The following is a 19,865-nucleotide window of genomic DNA, read 5'->3' on the forward strand; positions in this document are numbered from 1 at the left end:
CATGAAGGATTCGAAGGTGATCGTGGCGATCAACAAGGATGCCGAGGCGCCGATCTTCAGCGTGGCCGACTACGGGCTGGAGGCGGATCTGTTCACCGCCGTGCCGGAACTGGCGGGCCGGCTCTGAGGCGCTTGGCCGCGCACCCATCCTGAACGCAAGAAAGGTTTCACCATGAATGCAATCCCTGAAGCTTCCAGCGTGCGCAGCCAGGTCACGCCCGAGGAATGGCAGACCCGCGTCGAACTGGCCGCCGCCTACCGGCTGGTGGCCCATTTCGGCTGGGACGATCTGATCTTCACGCACATCTCGGCGCGCGTGCCGGGCCAGCCGGACCAGTTCCTCATCAACCCCTACGGCATGCTGTTCGACGAGATCACGGCGTCCAGCCTGGTCAAGGTGGACCACCACGGCGAGCCCGTGATGGCGACGGAGTACGACGTGAACCCGGCGGGCTTCCTGATCCACAGCGCGATCCACGAAGGCCGGCCCGAAGTGCAGTGCGTGCTGCACACCCACACGCAGTACGGCGTGGCGGTGTCGGCGCAGGAAGGCGGGCTGCTGCCGATCTCGCAGCAATCCATCTTCCCGCTCGCGCGGCTGGCCTACCACGGCTACGAGGGCGTGGCGCTGCGCGACGACGAGCGGCCGCGGCTCGTGGCCGACCTGGGGGACGCCAGCTTCCTGATCCTGCGCAACCATGGCCTGCTGACCTGCGGGCGCAGCGTGCCCGAGGCCCTGCTGTCGATGTACACGCTCGAATCGGCCTGCCGCATCCAGATCCTGGCGCAGGCCGGCGGCGGAGCGCTCACGCGTATTCCCGACGAGATCGTCGCCACCTCGGTCGAGCAGTCGCGCCAGGTGACCAAGGGCAAGGGCGCGGGCCTGGCCTGGCCGGGGCTGCTGCGCCGGCTCGACCGCATCGATCCGGGCTACCGGACCTGAGCCGCCCAGGCCGCCAGAGCTGAACGACAGAACGACAGGAGACCCCACCGCATGCCGTCCACTTCCTCCCGACGCCACTTCCTCCAGACGGGCTCCGCCATCGCGGCCGGTGCCTTGCTGCCCCTGGCGCCGGCCCGTGCGCAGGGCACCTGGCCCACCAAGCCGATCCGCATCGTCGTGCCCTACACGGCTGGCGGCTTCACCGACCAGATGGCGCGGCTGATGCAGGTCGGCCTGCAGCTGCGCCTGGGCCAGCCCGTCGTCGTCGACAACAAGCCCGGCGCCAACAGCATCATCGGGGTGGACGCCGTGGCCAAGGCCGCGCCGGACGGCCATACCTTCGGCGTGTTCATCGCCGCCTACGCCGCCAACACCACGCTCTATCCCAAGCTGCCCTACGACCCGAAGAAGGACCTGACGGGCGTCTCGCTGATGGGCGTGTCGCCGCTGGTGGCGGCCGTATCGATGAACGCGCCCTTCAAGACGATGGCCGAACTGGTCGCCTACGGCCGCGCGAACCCCGGCAAGATCAGCTACGCCTCGTCGGGCAGCGGCTCGGCCGCGCACCTCACGTCGGAGCTGATGCGCATGGTCACCGGGGTCGAGATGGTGCACGTGCCGTACAAGGGCGCATCGCCCGCGCTGGCCGACCTGATGGGCGGGCAGGTGCCGCTGTTCCTCGACCCGCCGCCCAACCTGATCCAGCCCGCCAGGGCCGGCAAGATCCGGCTCATCGGCGTGGCGAGCGAGAAGCGCGTGCCCGCGCTGCCCGACGTTCCCACCTTCGCCGAACTGGGCTATCCGGCGCTGGTCGGCAGCACCTGGGCCGCGATGCTGGCGCCCGGGGGCACGCCGCCCGACATCGTGCAGCGCATGTCCGGCGAGGTGGCACGCATCATCCGCAGCACGGAGGTCTCTCAGCGGCTGGAGCAGACCATGGGTACCTTCCCCGAGGGCTCCACGCCCCAGGAATGCAACGCCTTCATCGCCGCGGAAACCGCCAAGTGGGCCAAGGTGATCCAGTCGGCCGGGGTGGTGGTGGACTGAGCGCTCCTGCCGAGCAGGGATCCGGCGGGGGCGTACGGCCGACTTCAAGTCGGCGGCCGGCACGCCGATAAGTAGGGAATCCGTTTCCGGAACGCTTCGTGCGGACCGGGGCCTTTCCCCGCCTGGCCGTCGCGCCCTGCTGCCCATGTCCCTGAACAACACCCGCCTCTCCCTGCGCCTGGCCCTGGCCTTCGGCGCCATCTGCCTGGTCATGTCGCTGGCTGCCGGGGTCGGCGTCTGGCGGCTGATGAACCTGCAGGACATCGCGGACGATCTGGGGGGCGAATCCGCCGAGCGCGCCCTGCTGGCCAAGGAACTCGAATCCATCGTGCTCGTCAGTGCGGTGCGGGCCGAGTCGCTGCTGGAGGTAGACAACCCGGTGTACGCCGCGCGCGTGGACGCCGACAGAAAGCGCACGTCCGCCCGTTCCACCGAGGTGCGCAAGCGCCTGGAGGCACTGGCGGAAGACGAGGAATCCCGGCGCATCTTCGGCGCCATCGATGCCGCGGGCAACGCCTTCCGCTCCGCGCGCGATGCGCTGGTGAAGCGGCGCCAGTCCGGAGAGACCCTGCCGCCCGAGGCCGTGGGCCAGCTGCTGCGGCCCGCCGCCGACCGCTATGCGGCGGCCGTGGAGGAAATGGCCGACTACCAGCGCAGGCGGGTGGCCGAGGCGCGTGCCCAGGCCCAGGCGAGCGAGCGGCAGGGCATCGCGCTGCTCGTCGGCGGATCGCTGGTGGGGCTGCTGCTGAGTCTGGGCTGCGCGCTGGCGCTGTCGCGTTCCATCCTGCTGCCGCTGGCGCAGGCCTCCGCCGTGTCCGACCGCATCGCCGAGGGCGACCTGACCTCGTCCGTGCCGGCCGCGCCGGCCGGCCAGCGCGACGAGGTGCGCGCCCTGCTGGAGCGCCTGGGCGGCATGCAGCAGCGGCTGGCGGAACTGGTGGTGGGCATGCGCCAGGCGAGCGTGTCCGTGGCGGGCGCCAGTGCGGAGATCGCCGCGGGCAACACCGATCTCTCGTCGCGCACCGAGCACACGGCCTCCAATCTGGAAGAGATTGCCGCCAGCATGGAAGAGCTGATCGCCACCGTGCGCCACAGCGCCGATGCGGCCCAGCAGGCAAGCACGCTCGCCGCCACCGCGAGCGAGATCGCGCGGCGCGGTCGGGACGCGGTGAGCCAGGTGGTCTCGACCATGGACGGCATCGCCCAGGCGTCGCGCCGCATCGCCGACATCACCAGCGTGATCGACGGCATCGCCTTCCAGACCAACATCCTCGCGCTGAATGCCGCGGTGGAAGCCGCCCGCGCCGGCGAGCAGGGCCGCGGCTTCGCCGTGGTGGCCTCGGAGGTGCGCAGCCTCGCGCAGCGCTCGGCCACCGCGTCCCGCGAAATCGGCGCCCTCATCGGCGACAGCGTGCGGCAGGTGGGGGAGGGCGCGCAGCAGGTGCATGCCGCCGGCGGCACCATGGGCGAGATCGTGGATTCGGTGCAGCGGGTGGCGGCGATCGTCGGCGAGATCAGCACCGCGGCGCGCGAACAGAGCACCGGCCTCGGGCAGGTGGGCGAGGCCGTGAGCCAGCTCGACCAGATGACGCAGCAGAACGCGGCCCTGGTGGAGGAATCCACCGCCGCGGCCCAGGGACTGCGCATGCAGGCGCAGCAGCTGGCCGACTTGGTGGCGACGTTCCGGCTGCCCGGGAGCGCCGCTGGACGGGTGGACGCCCTGCCGCGCTGAGCGCCGGGTCGCGCGCGCCGTTTGCGCTTCTTTACACGGCGGTTGTCGGCGAGAAGGGTACGGCCGCGTTCAATGGGCATGCCGTTTCCCATCCGATGGAGCCCCACGATGTCCCTCTCGAATCCCGCATCCCCTGGCCGTGCATCCGGCCGGATCCGCGCCATGGGCGCCCTGGCGGTCCTCGCGGCCGCCGCCCTGTCGGGCTGCGTCGTGGCGCCGCCCCGGCAGGTCGTGGTGGAGCAGCAGGGCGCCGTCGTGGTCGCCCCCACCGCGCCCCCGGCGCCGTATGTGGAAACCGTGACCATCGCCCCTTCGCCGGTGCATGTCTGGGTGGGCGGCTTCTGGGAATGGGGTGGCGGCCGCTACGTCTGGCGCCCCGGCCACTGGGCCGCGCCGCCGCGCGCGGGCTGGGTGTGGGTGCCCCACCGCTGGGAGCCGGGCCCGGGCGGCTGGCACATGCGGCCGGGCCACTGGGCGATGCGCTGACGGTGGGCGGCCTGCCGCCGATCTGAACGTTCGCGCCGGGCCGCCCGCCCCGTCCGGCCTGGCAGCGGCACCGGCGCGCGAGCGGTTCCTCAGGCCGGCGGCGGGACGCCCGGCGCCAGCCCCTGCAGCACCATGTGGCAGATCAGCGCCTCGGCCTGGGCATAGTCGCGCTCGGTGAGCGCCGGCTTGCCCAGCAGCAGGGCGAACTGCGCCTGCTGGTCGGCATAGGCCTGGGTGACCGACCAGATGATGAACATCAGGTGCGTGAAATTCACGCGGGCGATGCGGCCCTCGCGCGCCCAGCGCTCGAAGGTGCGCACGTCGTTGCGCAGCACGGGGCCCACGCGCTCCGCGATGACGTCGCCGTAGCGCGGGGCGCCGGCGATGACCTCCTTGGCGAAGACCTTGGCGGCGTTCGGCCGCTCCAGCGAGGAGCGCAGCTTGGCGCCGATGTAGCGTCGCAGCGCCTGGGCGGGGTCTTCGCCGTGCGACATTTCCTCCATGCCGTCGAGCCACTGGGTGAGCACGTCGTCGAGCACGCGGCGGTAGAGCGATTCCTTGCTGGGGAAGTAATAGAGCAGGTTGTGCCGGCTGATGCCGGCGGCCGCCGCGATGCTGTCGAGCGAGGCGCCTTCGAAGCCGAACTGGGCGAAGTGGCTCTCGGCCTCGGCGAGGATGGCCTGCTCCTTGCGCAGGCGCGCGGCCGAGGGCGTGCGGGCCGCGTCGGAGGCGGGGGTCGGAGCGGGGGTGGAAGAAGGGCCGGCTGCGGCGTCGGGCACCGGAGCCGTTCCGGAAGGCGCTGCCGGGCGTGCAGGCGGCGCGGCCGGGCGGCGGGGGGCTTGGGTGGTGCGGTCTTGCACAGGGGCAGGGCGGGACGACGTTCTTCGGGAGCGCATGCGCACCATTGTGGTCCGCCGCAGGGCGGATTCGCGCCGGGAAGCGGCACTGGCGGCTGGCACGGCGCTTGCTGTCCGGGATTTTACCAATAGGTAAGTTTTTACTGGTTGGTAAATTGCAAGCCACAACGGCGGGCCATGCATCCGCCACCACGAGCGAGGACCCCGATGACCCCTTCGCCTTCCCTGCCGCCCCGCATCCGCGGGCGCGCCGCCGCTTCGGCGGTCTCCGCAGGCCGCCGTCCGGCTGGCCGCCTCCACCGCACGCCCCAGGCGCGCGCTTCCTCCCCCCTGCCTTCCTGATCCCCGAGCGGGACAACCGACACAGGAGCCTTCCGATGGAAACGACGACCGCGAGCGTTGGCTGCGGCGTGCATGGCGCACGCCTGGATCTGGCCGCCTACGCCAGGAACTTCAGCGACGCGCACCCTCCGCTCACCCGCCCGCAGGCGCTGATCGAGGCCGAGCGCTGCTACTACTGCTACGAGGCGCCCTGCGCCACGGCCTGCCCGACGGGCATCGACGTGCCGTCCTTCATCCACCGGATCGCGCAGGGCAACGAGCGCGGCGCGGCGCGGGCGATCCTGGAGGCGAACCCGCTGGGCGGCATGTGCGCCCGGGTCTGCCCGACGGAGGTGCTCTGCGAGCAGGCCTGCGTGCGCAACGTGAACGAGGACAAGCCCGTGGAGATCGGCGCGCTGCAGCGCTATGCGACGGACGCGCACTTCGCGCAGCCGGGCGCGCCGCTCTTCACGCGCTCCGCGCCCACCGGCCGGCGCGTGGCCGTGGTGGGCGCGGGCCCCGCGGGCCTGGCCTGCGCGCACGGCCTGGCGCGGCGCGGCCACGACGTGGCGCTGTTCGATGCGCGCCCCAAGCTCGGCGGGCTCAACGAATACGGCCTGGCGAGCTACAAGACCACCGGCGGCTTCGCGCAGAAGGAGATCGAATGGCTGCTCTCCATCGGCGGCATCGAGCCGCGCTGCGGGCAGGTGCTGGGGCGCGACATCACGCTCGCGGGGCTGCTGCAGGCCTATGACGCGGTGTTCCTGGGGCTGGGCCTGGCCGGCGTGAATGCGCTGGGCATCGCCGAGCCGCAGGCGGAAGGGCTGCGCAATGCGGTGGATTTCATCGCCGACCTGCGGCAGGCGCAGGACCTGGCCGCGCTGCCCGTGGGCCGCCGCGTGGTGGTGGTGGGCGGCGGCATGACGGCGGTGGACGCCGCCGTGCAGGCCGCCAAGCTCGGCGCGCAGGAGGTGACCATGGTGTACCGCCGCGGGCAGGAGAGCATGTCCGCCTCGCTCGCGGAGCAGCAGTGGGCGCAGACGAACGGCGTCACGGTGCGCTACTGGGCCGCGCCGAAGGAGCTGCTCTGCGAAGGCGGCGCGGTGCGCGGCATGCGGTTCGCGGCCACGGCGGTGCAGGGCGGGCGCCTGGTGGAAACCGGCGAGACCTTCACGCTCGAGGCGGACATGGTGCTCAAGGCCATCGGCCAGAGCTATCTCTCCGAGTACGCGGGCGCCGAGGTGGCGCTGAGCCAGGGCCGCATCGCCACCGATGCCGACGGCCGCACCAGCGTGCCGCGCGTCTGGGCGGGCGGCGACTGCCGTGCCGGCGGGCGCGACCTCACCGTGGAGGCCGTGGAGCACGGCAAGGTGGCCGCGGTGTCCATCCACGAGGCGCTGCGCGCGGCCTGACGCCGCGCCGCCGTCCCCACGAACCCAGAGCAAGACACCGGAGAAGCACATGGCAGACATCCGCAGCGATTTCCTCGGCATCCGCAGCCCGAACCCGTTCTGGCTGGCCTCCGCGCCCCCCACGGACAAGGAAGTGAACGTCACCCGCGCCTTCGAGGCGGGCTGGGGCGGCGTGGTCTGGAAGACCCTCGGCGAAGATCCGTCGGTGGTCAACGTGAACGGCCCGCGCTACGCCACGCTCATGTCGCAGGACCGGCGCGTGATCGGGCTCAACAACATCGAGCTGATCACCGACCGGCCGCTGGCCGTGAACCTGGAGGAGATCCGCCGCGTGAAGCGCGCCTGGCCGGACCGCGCGATGATCGTCTCGATCATGGTGCCCTGCGTGGAGGAGAGCTGGAAGCGCATCCTGCCGATGGTGGAAGACACCGGCGCGGACGGCATCGAGCTGAACTTCGGCTGCCCGCACGGCATGAGCGAGCGCGGAATGGGCGCGGCCGTGGGGCAGGTGCCCGAGTACATCCAGATGGTCACGCAATGGTGCAAGCACTACACGCGCCTGCCGGTGATCGTGAAGCTCACGCCCAACATCACCGACGTGCGGCAGCCGGCGCGCGCGGCCCGCGCCGGCGGCGCGGACGCGGTGTCGCTCATCAACACCATCAACTCCATCATGGGCGTCGACCTGGAGCGCATGGCCATGAGCCCGAACACGGGAGGCTGGGGATCGCACGGCGGCTACTGCGGACCGGCCGTGAAGCCGATCGCGCTCAACATGGTGGCCGAGATCGCGCGCGACGAGCAGACCGCGGGCCTGCCGATCAGCGGCATCGGCGGCGTGAGCACCTGGCGCGATGCGGCCGAGTTCATCGCCCTGGGCTGCGGCACCGTGCAGGTGTGCACGGCCGCGATGGTCTATGGCTTCAAGATCGTGCAGGACATGTGCGACGGCCTCTCCAACTTCATGGACGCGCAGGGCTACCGGACGATCGAGGACTTCCGCGGCGGCGCCGTGCCGACGGTCAAGGACTGGAAGCAGCTCGACCTGAACCACATCGACAAGGCGGTGATCAATCAGGATGCCTGCATCCAGTGCGGCCGCTGCCACGTGGTCTGCGAGGACACGTCGCACCAGGCCATCACGTTCACGCAGGAGGGCGGCGTGCGCCGCTTCGAGGTGGACGATGCCGAGTGCGTGGGCTGCAACCTGTGCGTGTCGATCTGCCCCGTGCCCGAATGCATCACGCTGCGCAGCCTGGAGCCGGGCGAGGTGGATGCGCGCACGGGCAAGGTGGTGAGCGGCGAGTACGCCAACTGGACCACCCATCCCCACAACCCGAACCGCGTGGACGCCGCCGGTGCGCCCGCGCCCGCCCTCGACTCCGCCGCCGCAGTGGCGGCCTGACCGGCCAGGAGACCGCGATGACGCAACCGCATGCTTCCCCGGCGCCCGACGGCGCCGCGCACGGCCTCTGGAACGACGACCTCGCGCCCACGCAGGCGCACCAGCGCACCTGGCGCTGGCACCACTTCGCCGCCCTGTGGATCGGGATGGTGATGTGCATTCCCGCCTATACGCTGGCGGCCAGCCTGATCGAGAGCGGCATGTCGTGGAGCCAGGCCGTGGGCACGGTGTTCCTCGGCAACCTGATCGTGCTGGTGCCGATGCTGCTCATCGGCCATGCGGGCGCGAAGTACGGCATTCCGTACGCGGTGCTGGCGCGCGCCTCGTTCGGCACGCGCGGCGCCAAGCTGCCGGCGCTCTTGCGGGCCCTCGTGGCCTGCGGCTGGTACGGCATCCAGACCTGGTTCGGCGGCATGATGATCTACACGCTGGCCGGCGTGCTGATCGGCCATCCGCTGGAGGGCGAGAAGATCGCGGGCCTGGGGATCAACCTCGGCCAGCTGGTGTGCTTCCTGGTCTTCTGGGCGATCCAGTTCTATTTCGTGGTGCACGGCATCGAGTCGATCCGCAAGCTCGAGACGTGGACGGCGCCCATCAAGATCGTGATCTGCTTCGTGCTGCTCTGGTGGGCCTACGACAAGGCCGGCGGCTTCGGGCCCATCCTGCACCAGCCCTCGCAGTTCGCGCCCGGCGGGCCGAAGGCAGGGCAGTTCCACGCGGTGTTCTGGCCGTCGCTCACGGCCATGGTGGGCTTCTGGGCCACGCTGGCCCTCAACATCCCCGACTTCACGCGCTTCGCGAAATCGCAGCGCGACCAGGTGGTGGGCCAGGCCATCGGCCTGCCCGTGCCCATGGGCCTGCTGGCGGCGCTGGCGGTGTTCGTCACCTCGGCCACGGTGGTGATCTACGGCAAGGCGCTGTGGGACCCGGTGGACCTGGCGAGCCGCATGACCGGCGCGGCCGTGCTGATCGCGCTCATCATCCTGCTGATCGACACCGTGAGCGTGAACCTGGCCGCCAACCTGGTCGGGCCGGCCTACGACTTCTCGGCGCTCAACCCCGAGCGCATCAGCTACCGCGTGGGCGGCTACATCACCGTGGGCATCGCCATCGCGATGATGCCGTGGAAGATCCTCGAATCGACCCAGGGCTACATCTTCACGTGGCTCATCGGCTATTCGGCACTGCTCGGGCCGGTGGCGGGCATCCTGATGGTGGATTACTACCTGGTGCGGCGCACGCGGCTGGACGTGCCGGCGCTCTATGCCGACACCGGCCCCTACGCCTACAGCCGGGGCTGGAACTGGGTGGCCGTGGCGGCCTTCGCGCTCGGCGTGGCGCCCAACATCCCGGGCTTCCTGCACGCGGCGTTCCCCGCGAGCTTCCCGGACGTGGGCGCGGTGTTCCGGCAGATCTACGACTACGCCTGGTTCATCGGGCTGGCGATCGCGGCGGTGGTCTACCGCCTCGGCATGTCCAGCCATGTGGCCGCCGCTTCGGCCGCGGCACCGCTGCGCCGCGCCTGAAGCAGGCGCAACCCACCGACAAGGAGAAACGACGATGAGCAGTGCATCCCTTCTGATCCGCGGCGGCACCGTGGTGAACGCCGACCGCGAGGAGCGCGCCGACGTGCTCTGCGTGGACGGCCGCATCGAGGCCGTGGGCGGCGATGCCGCCCGGCTCGCGCCCGCGGGCGCGCAGGTGCTCGATGCCGGCGGCCAGTACGTGCTGCCCGGCGGCATCGATCCGCACACCCACATGCAGCTGCCCTTCATGGGCACGGTGACGATGGACGACTTCTACACCGGCACGGCCGCGGGGCTGGCCGGCGGCACGACCACCATCATCGACTTCGTGATCCCCGATCCGAAGGAGCCGCTGATGGACGCCTACCGCAAGTGGCGCGGCTGGGCCGAGAAATCCGCGGCGGACTATTCCTTCCACGTGGCCGTGACCTGGTGGAGCGAGCAGGTGCATGCGGACATGGGCACCCTGGTGCGCGAGGAGGGCGTGAACAGCTTCAAGCACTTCATGGCCTACAAGAACGCGATCATGTGCGACGACGAGACGCTGGTGAACAGCTTCAAGCGCGCGCTGGAGCTGGGCGCCATGCCCACGGTGCACGCCGAGAACGGCGAACTGGTCTACCTGCTGCAGCAGGAAGTGGCCAAGATGGGCATCACCGGCCCCGAGGGCCATCCCCTGGCCCGCCCGCCCATGGTGGAGGCCGAGGCCGCCAACCGCGCCATCGCCATCGCCGACGTGCTGGGCGTGCCGATCTACGTGGTGCACGTGAGCTGCGCCGAGGCGGCCGAGGCCATTGCCCGGGCCCGCGCGCGCGGCCAGCGCGTGTTCGGCGAGGTGCTGGCCGGCCACCTGCTGGTGGACGACAGCGTGTACCGCGACCCCGACTTCGCCACCGCCGCGGCCCATGTGATGAGCCCGCCCTTCCGGCCGCGCGCGGGCGGACACCAGGAAGCGCTGTGGCGCGGCCTGCAGTCGGGCCAGCTGCACACCACGGCCACCGACCACTGCACCTTCTGCGCCGCGCAGAAGGCCATGGGGCGCGACAACTTCGCCAAGATCCCCAACGGCACCGGCGGGGTGGAGGAGCGCATGGCCGCGATCTGGGACGGCGGCGTGAACACCGGGCGCCTCACGCCCAGCGAGTTCGTGGCGATCACCTCCGCCAACGCCGCGAAGCTGTTCAACATCTATCCGCGCAAGGGCTTCGTGGGCCCGGGCGCGGATGCCGACCTGGTGCTGTGGGACCCGGAGGGCACCAAGACCTTCTCGGCCAGGACGCAGCACAGCAAGGGCGACTTCAACATCTTCGAAGGCCGCACCGTGCGCGGCATCCCCAGCCACACCGTCAGCCAGGGCCGCGTGGTGTTCGCGCAGGGCGACCTGCGCGCCGAGCAGGGCGCGGGCCGCTACGTGCACCGCCCGGCGTTCGGCGCGAACTTCCAGGCCGTGCACAGGCGTGCGCAGGACCTGGCCCCCAGCGCCGTCGCGCGCGCCTGAGAGCGAACGAGGAGACCCCATGGACACCACCACCACCGACAAAACCGACATCCGCCAGCTGCGCGTTAACGGCGAGCGCCTCTGGGATTCGCTCATGGAGCTCGCGCGGATCGGCGCCACGCCCAAGGGCGGCGTCTGCCGCCTCACGCTCACCGACCTGGACAAGCAGGGCCGCGATCTCGTCACGCGCTGGGCGCGCGAGGCGGGCATGTCCGTCACGATCGACAAGATCGGCAACGTCTTCATGCGCCGCCCGGGCCGCGACGACAGCCTGCCGCCCATCATGACCGGCAGCCACATCGACACCCAGCCCACGGGCGGCAAGTTCGACGGCAACTACGGCGTGCTGGCCGGCATCGAGGTGGTGCGCACGTTGAACGACCATGGCATAGAGACCGAGGCACCCATCGAAGTCGCCTTCTGGACCAACGAGGAAGGCAGCCGCTTCGTGCCGGTGATGATGGGCTCGGGCGTGTTCGCCAAGGCCTTCACGCTGGAGCATGCCTATGCCGCGACCGACACCGAGGGCAAGACCGTGCGTGGCGAGCTGGAGCGCATCGGCTACATCGGCGACCAGGAGCCCGGCGACCATCCGATCGGCGCGTACTTCGAGACCCACATCGAGCAGGGCCCGGTGCTGGAGGACCACGGCAAGACGATCGGCGTGGTGACGGGGGTGCTCGGCATCCGCTGGTACGACTGCACCGTGACGGGCATGGAGGCGCATGCCGGCCCGACGCCCATGGCATTGCGCCGCGACGCCTTGCAGGTGGCCACGCGATTGATGCAGGAGGTGGTGGCCTGCGCGCACCGCCATCCGCCGCACGGCCGCGGCACGGTGGGCATGGTGCACGTGCATCCCAACAGCCGCAACGTGATCCCGGGGCAGGTGAAGTTCAGCATCGACCTGCGCAACGCCACCGACGCGGATTGCGAAAGCATGGACCGCGACATCCGCGGCGTGGCCGACCGGCTGGCCGCGGAGACCGGTCTCGCGATCCGCATCGACCTCGTCTCCAGCTATCCGGCGCAGCCGTTCCACGATGAGTGCGTGCAGGCCGTGGAGCGCGCGGCGCAGCAGCTGGGCTACTCGCACATGCCGGCCGTCTCCGGCGCGGGGCACGATGCCGTGTACATGGCGCGCCTCGCGCCGGCGGGCATGGTGTTCATTCCCTGCAAGGACGGCATCAGCCACAACGAGATCGAGGATGCGCAACCGGAGCACATCACCGCGGGCTGCAACGTGCTGCTGCACGCCATGCTGGAGCGGGCCGGGTAGATCGGCGCCACGTCCGCGCCAGCGCACTCCGCGGCGCCTGCCGGCGCACCGCTGCGGCTCAGGCGGCCGGGCCCAGCATCGCCCGGGCCACCGCCTCGCCCACCTTGATGCCGTCCACGCCGGCCGACAGGATGCCGCCCGCGTAGCTCGCGCCTTCGCCGGCGGGGTAGAGGCCCGCGGTGTTCAGGCTCTGGAAGTCTTCGCCGCGTCCGATCTTGAGCGGCGACGAGGTGCGCGTCTCCACGCCCGTCAGCACCGCGTCGTGGCGGTCGAAGCCCTGGATCTTGCGGCCGAAGGCCGGCAGCGCCTCGCGCAGCGCGGCGATCGCGTAGTCCGGCAGGGCGGCGTGCAGGTCGGTCAGCGTGACGCCCGGCCGGTACGAGGGCTCGACCTCGCCGAACTCGCGCGACACCTTGCCCGCGATGAAGTCGCCGACCAATTGGCCGGGCGCGTTGTAGTCGCCGCCTCCGAGCGCGAAGGCGCCGGATTCCAGCTGCCGCTGCAGCACGATGCCGGCGAGCGGATGGGCCTGGCCCGCGGGCAGGTCCTCGACGCCGTGGGTGCCCCCCAGCGCCGCTTCGAAGGCGGCCGGGTCCGTCGGGTAGTCGGCGGGATCGATGCCCACCACCATGCCGGCGTTGGCATTGCGCTCGTTGCGCGAGTACTGGCTCATGCCGTTGGTCACCACGCGGCCGGGCTCGCTGGTGGCGGCCACCACCGTGCCGCCCGGGCACATGCAGAAGCTGTAGACCGCGCGACCGTTCGCCGCATGGTGCACGAGCTTGTAGTCGGCCGCGCCCAGCAGCGGATGGCCGGCATGCCGGCCCCAGCGGGCGCGGTCGATCAGCCCCTGCGGATGCTCGATGCGGAAGCCCACCGAGAACGGCTTGGCTTCCATGTGCACGCCGCGCCCATACAGCATCGCGAAGGTGTCGCGCGAGCTGTGGCCCAGGGCCATGACGACGTGTGCTGCCTCCAGTTCGTGGGCCTGGCCGGTGGCCTGGTCGAGCACGCGCAGGCCGCGCAGGTGCCGGCGGCCCGCGGCGTCGGTGTCCACGGCGACGTCGGTCACGCGCTGCTGGAAGCGCACTTCGCCGCCCATCGCGATGATCTGCTCGCGCAGCGTCTCCACCACCTTCACCAGCTTGAAGGTGCCGATGTGCGGGTGCGCGGCATACAGGATCTCGGCCGGCGCGCCCGCCTGCACGAACTCCTCCATCACCTTGCGGCCGAGATGGCGCGGGTCCTTGATCTGGCTGTAGAGCTTGCCGTCGCTGAACGTGCCCGCGCCGCCCTCGCCGAACTGCACGTTGGATTCTGGCTGCAGTTCCCGGCGGCGCCACAGGCCCCAGGTGTCCTGCGTGCGCTCGCGCACGGCCCGGCCGCGCTCCAGCACGATGGGACGCAGCCCCATCTGCGCCAGCACCAGCGCCGCGAAGATGCCGCAGGGGCCGAAGCCCACCACCACCGGGCGTTCGCGCAGGCCGCCGGCCGGCGCATGGCCCACGGGCTTCCAGGCCATGTCGGGCGTGGGCTGGATGTGCGGGCGGCCGGCATGGCGCGCCAGCAGCGCGGCCTCCTGGCCGGGGTCGGCCAGGGTGGCGTCCACGATGTAGACGGCCAGCAGCTCGGGCTTGCGCGCGTCGAAGCTGCGCTTGAAGACGTGGAGGCGGGCGATGGCGCCGGCAGGAATGTCCAGCAGGCGCGCGACGGCCGCGCACAGCGCGGGCTCGGGATGTTCTGTGCCGTCGGCCGGCAGGGCGGCGAGCGGCAGCTTGATTTCTGAGAGGCGGATCATGGGGCGTGCGGCCCGTGGTCATCGGGCGGTGCGGGGAAAAGGCCCGAAATCATACGCCGGTGCATGGAAATGCGCTTATCGGCCCGAAAACGGCGCTCCCATGTCCAGGGCGGCGGGTGCTGCCGCCGGGGTGTCCGCGGTCAGGCGGGTACCTTGCGGGGCGCTTTGGCGGGGGCGTTCCCGGACGGCTCCGCGTCCGCGTTTTCCTCCGCCTCCGCCCCATCTCCGGACTTCGCCGGCGCGCCGCGCCCGAACCACTCGACCGCGCCGAACGCCAGGGCCGCGAGCACCAGCGGCGCGAAGAAATACAGCGCCCGGTAGGCCAGCACCGCCGCCAGCGCCTGGGAGGTGGGGATGTACGCCGAGAGCACGGCCGTGCCCACGGCCTCGAGCACGCCCAGCCCCGCCGGAATGCGCGACACCAGCCCCGCGACGGCGCCGAGCAGCACGGTGGCGAGCGCGGCGGCATATGGGGTGTCGCGCCCCGCCAGCACCCACACGGCGCCGCCCATCACCGCCCAGTTGACCGTCGATACGGCCACCTGCAGCAGCGCCACGCGCCAGTCCGGCAGGGGGAAATCGTGCCCGCGCCAGGCGATCGGCCGGCCGCGGCGCACGGCGCAGGCGGCGACGTAGGCCACCGTGAGGGCCGCCAGCGCGGTGCCGGCCCAGCGCAGTTCCTGCGGCCCCACGTGCCAGCCTTCCGGCAGCTTCGGCGACCACATCCAGAAGACCGCGCCCGCCAGCATGAAATAGCCGAGCCAGTTGGTGACGATGCTCTGCCCGATCACCTGGCCGATCGCGCCCACGGACACGCCCTGGCGGGAGTAGAGCCGGTAGCGCACCGACACCCCGCCGATGATCGATCCGAGGTTCAGCGTGAACGGGTAGGCGATGAGCGTGATGCCCATCGTGCGGCCCACGGACAGGCCGTGCCGCGTGAAGTACCGGCCGAACAGGTCGAAGGTGCCGTAGATCGCATGGCTGGCGAGCGCCAGGGCCGCGGCCGTGAGCAGCGTGGGGGTGGGCAGGGCGAGGAAGGCCTCCCACACCGCGCCCCAGTCCACATTGCGGGCCTGGCGCACCAGCAGGGTGATCACGAAGACCACGAACGCCCCGCTCACCAGCGTCACGGCCCAGGGCCACCAGCGCTGCGAGCGCAGGCGCTGCCACCGGCTCTTCTTCTCGCGGGGGCGGCCCGCGCCGTCGGCAGGGTCCTGGGATGGGGCAGACGTGGGCGAGGCCGGGGGCATGGGATGGAGACCGATCGGGCGCCGCGCGCTCAGGTGGTGGACGGCCGGTGGCCGTGGTCGCCGCCATGGCCGGCGGAGGAGGCGGCCTGGTCGGGCTGCACCAGCGAGATCTCCGGCTCGTGGCGCGGCAGCCATCCGGCCCAGGTGGGGAACCAGCGCATCAGGTGGAACAGGCAGTAGCTGCGCAGCAGGCGCAGCCCGTCCCAGCGGCCCGGCGGCGTGGGCTCGACCTGGCGGCAGCTGTTCTCCATCAGGTGCGCGAGGCGTCCGTGCAGCGTGGCGTTGAATTCCCGGTCGCGGATGACGACGTTGGCCTCCAGGTTCAGCGACAGGCTGAGCGGGTCGAGGTTGCTCGATCCCACCGTGGACCATGCGTCGTCCACCAGGGCCACCTTGCCGTGCAGGGGGCGGTCGCAGTATTCGTAGATGCGCACGCCGCCGCGGATGAGGTGGTCGTAGAGCATGCTCGCGGCCACGCGCACGATCGGCATGTCGGGCTGGCCCTGCAGGATCAGTCGCACGTCCACGCCGCGGCGCGCGGCGCGGCGCATCTCGCGGATGAAGCGGTAGCCCGGGAAGAAATACGCGTTGGCGATCACCACGCGCTCGCGGGCCGCGCGCAGCGCGACGCGGTAGTGGCGCTCGATGTCGTTGGTGTGGGCATGGTTGTCGCGCGTGACGAAGATGGCGTCCGCGTCGCCGGCCACCGGATGCCGCTCCACGGCGGCGCGGGCGCCGAACGGCCACCGGCGCCGCTCCGCCGCGGCCCGGGGGCTGCCCGCGGGTCTGCCGGCCGGCATCGCGGTGGGGCCCTTGCCCGCCCGCGCCATGCCGGCTTCGATCTCGGTTTCGGGTTCGGCGCTGGCGGTGGCCTTGGGGTTGGGTTGCCGGCCCTCCTTGCGTTCGCCCTTGTCGATCACGCTGCGCGCAAAGGCGCGCATCTGCGCCACGATCGGGCCGTGCACTTCGACGGAATAGTCCTGCTTGGCCTCGGGACCGAAATCCGCCACGTGGTCGGCCGAATAGTTGATGCCGCCGATGAAGCCGGTCTCGCCGTCGACCACGACGATCTTGCGGTGCATGCGGCGCAGCATGTTCATCCGCTGGCCGAAGATGCGCACCCCGCCCGGATCGAAGATGCGGAACCGCACGCCCGCGGCCACGAGCGGGCCGATGAAGGATTCCGACAGGTCGGGCGAGCCGAAGCCGTCCACCAGCACATGCACCTCGGCACCGTTGCGCGCCGCCTGCAGCAACGCCGCGTGGAGCCCCTGCCCGATCTTGTCGTCGAACAGGATGAAGGTCTCCAGCAGCACCTCGCGCTTCGCCGCGGCGATCGCCTCGAACACGCGCGGGAAGAACGCCTCGCCGTTTTCCAGCAGCTCGAAGCGGTTGCCCGGCACCCAGCGCGAGGAGCGGCCCGGCCGTCTCACAGCGAAATCTCCGCGGCCAGGGGTGCGTGGTCCGACAGCTTGTGCCAGGGCTTGCGCGGCAGCACCACGGGGGCGTGCACCGAGGCGTCGCGCACGTAGATGCGGTCGAGCGCGAGCAGCGGCATCGAGGCCGGGAAGGTGCGCACGGCCCGCCCGCCCGCATGCACGAACACCTCGTGCAGCCCCGCGCCGTCGCGCAGCACGTCGTGGGCCCGGCCGCGCCAGTCGTTGAAATCACCCGCCACGATCACCGGCTCCCCGGCGGGGAAGGTGTTGACCAGGTCGCACACGCGGCGCAACTGGCGCTGCCGGTGGGCTTCCTGCAGCCCCAGGTGCACGCAGATCGCATGCACCTGGCGGTCGTGTCCCGGCGGCTGCAGCACGCAGTGCAGCATGCCGCGGCGTTCGGGGCCGCTCACCGAGATGTCGTGGTTCTCGTAATGGACGATGGGGAACTTGGAGAGCAGCGCGTTGCCGTGGTGGCCGTTGTCGTACACCGCATTGCGGCCGTAGGCGTACTGGCCCCAGATCGTGTCGGCCAGGAATTCGTAGTGCGGCTCCTGCGGGAAGTTGGCCACGCGGTTCGCGTGCCGCTGGTGGGTGCCCAGCACCTCCTGCAGGAACACCAGGTCCGCCGACACGCCGCGCACGGCTTCGCGCAGCTCATGGAGCATGAAGCGGCGGTTGAAGGAGGTGAAGCCCTTGTGCACGTTCACGGTAAGCACCTTGAACGCGACGGGCGAGGGGGATTCTGCGTGGGTAGCCATGGATGCCATCGGTAGATGAGCACCGCGGCCATGGCGGGTGGGCCGAGGGCCGCGGCGCAGGGTTGGACCGATTGTTCCGACCCCCGCACGGCCGTGCTGTAGGACTGCGGGCCGACCGCGTGTGCAGTCCTGGAACGGCCCGAACGAGAAGCCGTGGACTCTGAGACGGAGCGCAGAGTGCACACCCGGGACAGGGCCCCGGAGCCCGCACGGCCTCACCCATCAGAAGGCCGCGGAGCAGGCCAAGGCGCGCAGCGCCTCAGGGGGGTGTTCTACTCACCCGGGAAGGAATCCTTCCACCGACAGATAGCGCTCGCCCGTGTCGTAGTTGAAGCCCAGCACCCGCGCGCCCTGCGGCAGCTCGGGCAGCTTCTGGGCGATCGCCGCGAGCGTGGCGCCCGACGAGATGCCGACCAGCAGGCCCTCTTCGCGCGCGGCACGGCGCGCATATTCGCGCGCGGGTTCGGCATCGACCTGCACCACGCCGTCGAGCAGGCTGGTGTCCAGGTTCTTCGGGATGAAGCCCGCGCCGATGCCCTGGATCGGATGGGGGCCGGGCTGGCCGCCCGAGATCACGGGCGAGGCCACGGGCTCCACGGCGAACACCTTGAGCTGCGGGAACTTCGCCTTCAGCACGCGCGCCACGCCCGTGATGTGCCCGCCCGTGCCCACGCCGGTGATGAGCGCATCGAACCCTTCGGGGAAGTCGGCCAGGATCTCCTGGGCGGTGGTGCGCACGTGCACGTCGACGTTGGCGGGGTTTTCGAACTGCTGCGGCACCCAGGCGCCGGGCGTCTGCGCGGCCAGTTCCTCGGCACGGGCGATGGCGCCCTTCATGCCCTTTTCGCGCGGGGTCAGGTCGAACTGCGCGCCGTAGGCGAGCATCAGCCGGCGGCGCTCGATGCTCATGCTCTCGGGCATCACGAGGATGAGCCGGTAGCCCTTCACGGCGGCGACCAGCGCCAGGCCGATGCCGGTGTTGCCCGAGGTGGGCTCGATGATGGTGCCGCCCGGCTGCAGCGCGCCGGAGCGCTCGGCATCCTCCACCATCGCCAGCGCGATGCGGTCCTTGATGGAGCCGCCCGGGTTGCCGCGCTCGGACTTGACCCAGACATTCGCCCCCGCGCCGAACAGGCGGTTGATGCGCACGTGGGGCGTGTTGCCGATGGCTTGCAGGATGCTGTCGAATTTCATGGCGGGCGTCTCCATACAGGAAAGAAGGGTTCCGGAAGGAACGGGAGCGGGCCATTGTGGACCACTCCAACGACACGCCGGGCATATGGATATGCCGCCGCCCCGTGGTTTCCCCCTTCACCAAAGGCCGGGTTTCCCCCATCCTGTGGCGCATGTCCGAAGAACTCTCGCTCCACCAGCGCCGCCGGCATCCAACGCCGGCCGAGCTGCAGGGAATCCCCTGGCTGGCCGCCCTCGCGCCCGAGGAGCGCGGCCGGGCGGTGGAGGCGCTGGTGGTGGGCGACGCCCAGGTGGGCGATTTCGTGTGCCGGCGCGGCCGGCCGGTCACCTACTGGTTCGGCGTGGTGGAGGGGCTGCTCAAGATGAGCACGGACAACGCCCGCGGGCAGACGATGACGTTCGCGGGCGTGCCGCCCGGCGGCTGGTTCGGCGAGGGCACGGCCGTGAAGCGCGAGCCCTACCGCTACGACATCCAGGCGCTGCGCCGCAGCGTGGTGGCAGGGCTGCCGATCGACACCTTCCACTGGCTGCTGGACCATTCGCTCGGCTTCAACCGCTTCGTGATGCAGCAGCTCAACGAACGGCTCGGCCAGTTCATCGCCGCCCGCGAGATCGACCGCCTGGGCAGCCCGGACGCCCGCGTGGCGCGGGGGCTCGCGGCGCTCTTCAATCCGCTGCTCTACCCGGGCGTGGGCCACGTGCTGCGCATCACCCAGCAGGAGCTGGGCTACCTGGTGGGGCTGTCGCGCCAGCGCGTGAACGAGGCGCTGGCCGCGCTGCAGGCGCAGGGCGCGATCCGGGTGGAGTACGGCGGGCTGCGGGTGCTGGACCTGCCTGCGCTGCGCGAAAGCGTGTTCGGCGGATGCGAAGGGGCGGGAACGGACGGGCGCGGCGGCGGCGGACGCAGGAACGCG

16 protein-coding genes and 1 pseudogene are annotated in these 19,865 nt (G+C 71.2%); 11 read left to right on the top strand and 6 right to left on the bottom strand.

Features of this window, described 5'->3' with window-relative positions; translation table 11 throughout:
• The 5 genes and pseudogenes from Q9R47_RS23565 to Q9R47_RS23585 all read left to right on the top strand — a co-directional run.
• A pseudogene (locus tag Q9R47_RS23565) lies at positions 1-127 on the top strand (electron transfer flavoprotein subunit alpha/FixB family protein); the annotation flags it as partial.
• Between the two features lie 45 nt (positions 128-172).
• The gene (locus Q9R47_RS23570; protein WP_311235544.1) at positions 173-943 is read left to right on the top strand and encodes a class II aldolase/adducin family protein; all 771 of its coding nucleotides are present in this window, start codon (positions 173-175) and stop codon (positions 941-943) included.
• Between the two features lie 51 nt (positions 944-994).
• Positions 995-1,990 carry a tripartite tricarboxylate transporter substrate binding protein gene (locus Q9R47_RS23575; protein ID WP_311235545.1) on the top strand — a complete coding sequence of 332 codons (996 nt, stop codon included), beginning with the start codon at positions 995-997 and terminating at the stop codon, positions 1,988-1,990.
• Positions 1,991-2,135: 145 nt separating this feature from the next.
• Positions 2,136-3,722, top strand: coding sequence for a methyl-accepting chemotaxis protein (locus Q9R47_RS23580; RefSeq protein ID WP_311235546.1), 1,587 nt, complete (start codon positions 2,136-2,138; stop codon positions 3,720-3,722).
• 108 nt (positions 3,723-3,830) lie between these two features.
• Positions 3,831-4,208 (top strand): hypothetical protein, encoded by a 378-nt coding sequence (locus Q9R47_RS23585; protein WP_311235547.1) that lies wholly within the window; start codon positions 3,831-3,833, stop codon positions 4,206-4,208.
• 89 nt (positions 4,209-4,297) lie between these two features.
• On the opposite strand, the gene Q9R47_RS23590 is transcribed toward Q9R47_RS23585, so the two are convergent.
• Complete coding sequence (locus Q9R47_RS23590; RefSeq protein ID WP_311235548.1) at positions 4,298-4,987, bottom strand: TetR/AcrR family transcriptional regulator; 690 nt, start codon at positions 4,985-4,987, stop codon at positions 4,298-4,300.
• 455 nt (positions 4,988-5,442) lie between these two features.
• Here Q9R47_RS23590 and Q9R47_RS23595 point away from each other — a divergent pair, with 455 nt between their 5' ends.
• Genes Q9R47_RS23595 through Q9R47_RS23615 form a run of 5 tightly spaced genes read left to right on the top strand, consistent with a single transcriptional unit; the run spans position 5,443 to position 12,506 of the window.
• Entirely contained in the window at positions 5,443-6,798 is a 1,356-nt protein-coding gene (locus tag Q9R47_RS23595; RefSeq protein WP_311235549.1) for an NAD(P)-dependent oxidoreductase, read from the top strand.
• Between the two features lie 49 nt (positions 6,799-6,847).
• Positions 6,848-8,203, top strand: coding sequence for an NAD-dependent dihydropyrimidine dehydrogenase subunit PreA (gene preA, locus Q9R47_RS23600; protein WP_311235550.1), 1,356 nt, complete (start codon positions 6,848-6,850; stop codon positions 8,201-8,203).
• A 17-nt stretch (positions 8,204-8,220) separates the two neighbouring features.
• Complete coding sequence (locus Q9R47_RS23605; protein ID WP_311235551.1) at positions 8,221-9,729, top strand: NCS1 family nucleobase:cation symporter-1; 1,509 nt, start codon at positions 8,221-8,223, stop codon at positions 9,727-9,729.
• Between the two features lie 34 nt (positions 9,730-9,763).
• Positions 9,764-11,227, top strand: coding sequence for a dihydropyrimidinase (hydA, locus tag Q9R47_RS23610; protein ID WP_311235552.1), 1,464 nt, complete (start codon positions 9,764-9,766; stop codon positions 11,225-11,227).
• Positions 11,228-11,246: 19 nt separating this feature from the next.
• Positions 11,247-12,506 carry a Zn-dependent hydrolase gene (locus Q9R47_RS23615; RefSeq protein WP_311235553.1) on the top strand — a complete coding sequence of 420 codons (1,260 nt, stop codon included), beginning with the start codon at positions 11,247-11,249 and terminating at the stop codon, positions 12,504-12,506.
• A gap of 58 nt (positions 12,507-12,564) precedes the next feature.
• On the opposite strand, the gene Q9R47_RS23620 is transcribed toward Q9R47_RS23615, so the two are convergent.
• The 5 genes from Q9R47_RS23620 to cysK all read right to left on the bottom strand — a co-directional run bounded on the left by Q9R47_RS23620 (position 12,565) and on the right by cysK (position 18,951).
• On the bottom strand, positions 12,565-14,304 hold the full coding sequence (locus Q9R47_RS23620) for an FAD-dependent protein (RefSeq protein ID WP_311235554.1): 1,740 nt from the start codon (positions 14,302-14,304) through the stop codon (positions 12,565-12,567).
• A 140-nt stretch (positions 14,305-14,444) separates the two neighbouring features.
• A complete protein-coding gene (locus Q9R47_RS23625) occupies positions 14,445-15,557 on the bottom strand; it encodes a YbhN family protein (RefSeq protein WP_311235555.1) in 1,113 nt (370 codons plus the stop codon).
• Between the two features lie 29 nt (positions 15,558-15,586).
• Entirely contained in the window at positions 15,587-16,990 is a 1,404-nt protein-coding gene (gene clsB, locus Q9R47_RS23630) for a cardiolipin synthase ClsB (protein WP_311235556.1), read from the bottom strand.
• The gene (locus tag Q9R47_RS23635; RefSeq protein WP_311235557.1) at positions 16,987-17,766 is read right to left on the bottom strand and encodes an endonuclease/exonuclease/phosphatase family protein; all 780 of its coding nucleotides are present in this window, start codon (positions 17,764-17,766) and stop codon (positions 16,987-16,989) included. The genes clsB and Q9R47_RS23635 overlap by 4 nt, the downstream gene beginning before the upstream one ends.
• 267 nt (positions 17,767-18,033) lie before the next feature.
• Complete coding sequence (cysK, locus tag Q9R47_RS23640; protein ID WP_311235558.1) at positions 18,034-18,951, bottom strand: cysteine synthase A; 918 nt, start codon at positions 18,949-18,951, stop codon at positions 18,034-18,036.
• Between the two features lie 152 nt (positions 18,952-19,103).
• Between cysK and Q9R47_RS23645 the strand changes: the two genes are divergently transcribed.
• Positions 19,104-19,865, top strand: a 762-nt coding sequence (locus Q9R47_RS23645; RefSeq protein WP_311235559.1) for a Crp/Fnr family transcriptional regulator, incomplete at its 3' end; no start/stop codon positions are given.

Origin of the sequence: Acidovorax sp. PRC11 (assembly GCF_031844105.1) — a bacterium.
In the GTDB taxonomy this organism is placed as follows: Bacteria; Pseudomonadota; Gammaproteobacteria; order Burkholderiales; family Burkholderiaceae_C; genus Paracidovorax.

Coding starts and splice junctions, on each gene's coding strand:
- Q9R47_RS23575 (WP_311235545.1), top strand. CDS start 995: ATGCCGTCCACTTCCTCCCGACGCCACTTCCTCCAGACGGGCTCCGCC.
- Q9R47_RS23580 (WP_311235546.1), top strand. CDS start 2,136: ATGTCCCTGAACAACACCCGCCTCTCCCTGCGCCTGGCCCTGGCCTTC.
- Q9R47_RS23635 (WP_311235557.1), bottom strand. CDS start 17,766: ATGGCATCCATGGCTACCCACGCAGAATCCCCCTCGCCCGTCGCGTTC.
- Q9R47_RS23615 (WP_311235553.1), top strand. CDS start 11,247: ATGGACACCACCACCACCGACAAAACCGACATCCGCCAGCTGCGCGTT.
- Q9R47_RS23605 (WP_311235551.1), top strand. CDS start 8,221: ATGACGCAACCGCATGCTTCCCCGGCGCCCGACGGCGCCGCGCACGGC.
- preA (WP_311235550.1), top strand. CDS start 6,848: ATGGCAGACATCCGCAGCGATTTCCTCGGCATCCGCAGCCCGAACCCG.
- Q9R47_RS23585 (WP_311235547.1), top strand. CDS start 3,831: ATGTCCCTCTCGAATCCCGCATCCCCTGGCCGTGCATCCGGCCGGATC.
- Q9R47_RS23625 (WP_311235555.1), bottom strand. CDS start 15,557: ATGCCCCCGGCCTCGCCCACGTCTGCCCCATCCCAGGACCCTGCCGAC.
- Q9R47_RS23570 (WP_311235544.1), top strand. CDS start 173: ATGAATGCAATCCCTGAAGCTTCCAGCGTGCGCAGCCAGGTCACGCCC.
- hydA (WP_311235552.1), top strand. CDS start 9,764: ATGAGCAGTGCATCCCTTCTGATCCGCGGCGGCACCGTGGTGAACGCC.
- cysK (WP_311235558.1), bottom strand. CDS start 18,951: ATGAAATTCGACAGCATCCTGCAAGCCATCGGCAACACGCCCCACGTG.
- Q9R47_RS23620 (WP_311235554.1), bottom strand. CDS start 14,304: ATGATCCGCCTCTCAGAAATCAAGCTGCCGCTCGCCGCCCTGCCGGCC.
- Q9R47_RS23595 (WP_311235549.1), top strand. CDS start 5,443: ATGGAAACGACGACCGCGAGCGTTGGCTGCGGCGTGCATGGCGCACGC.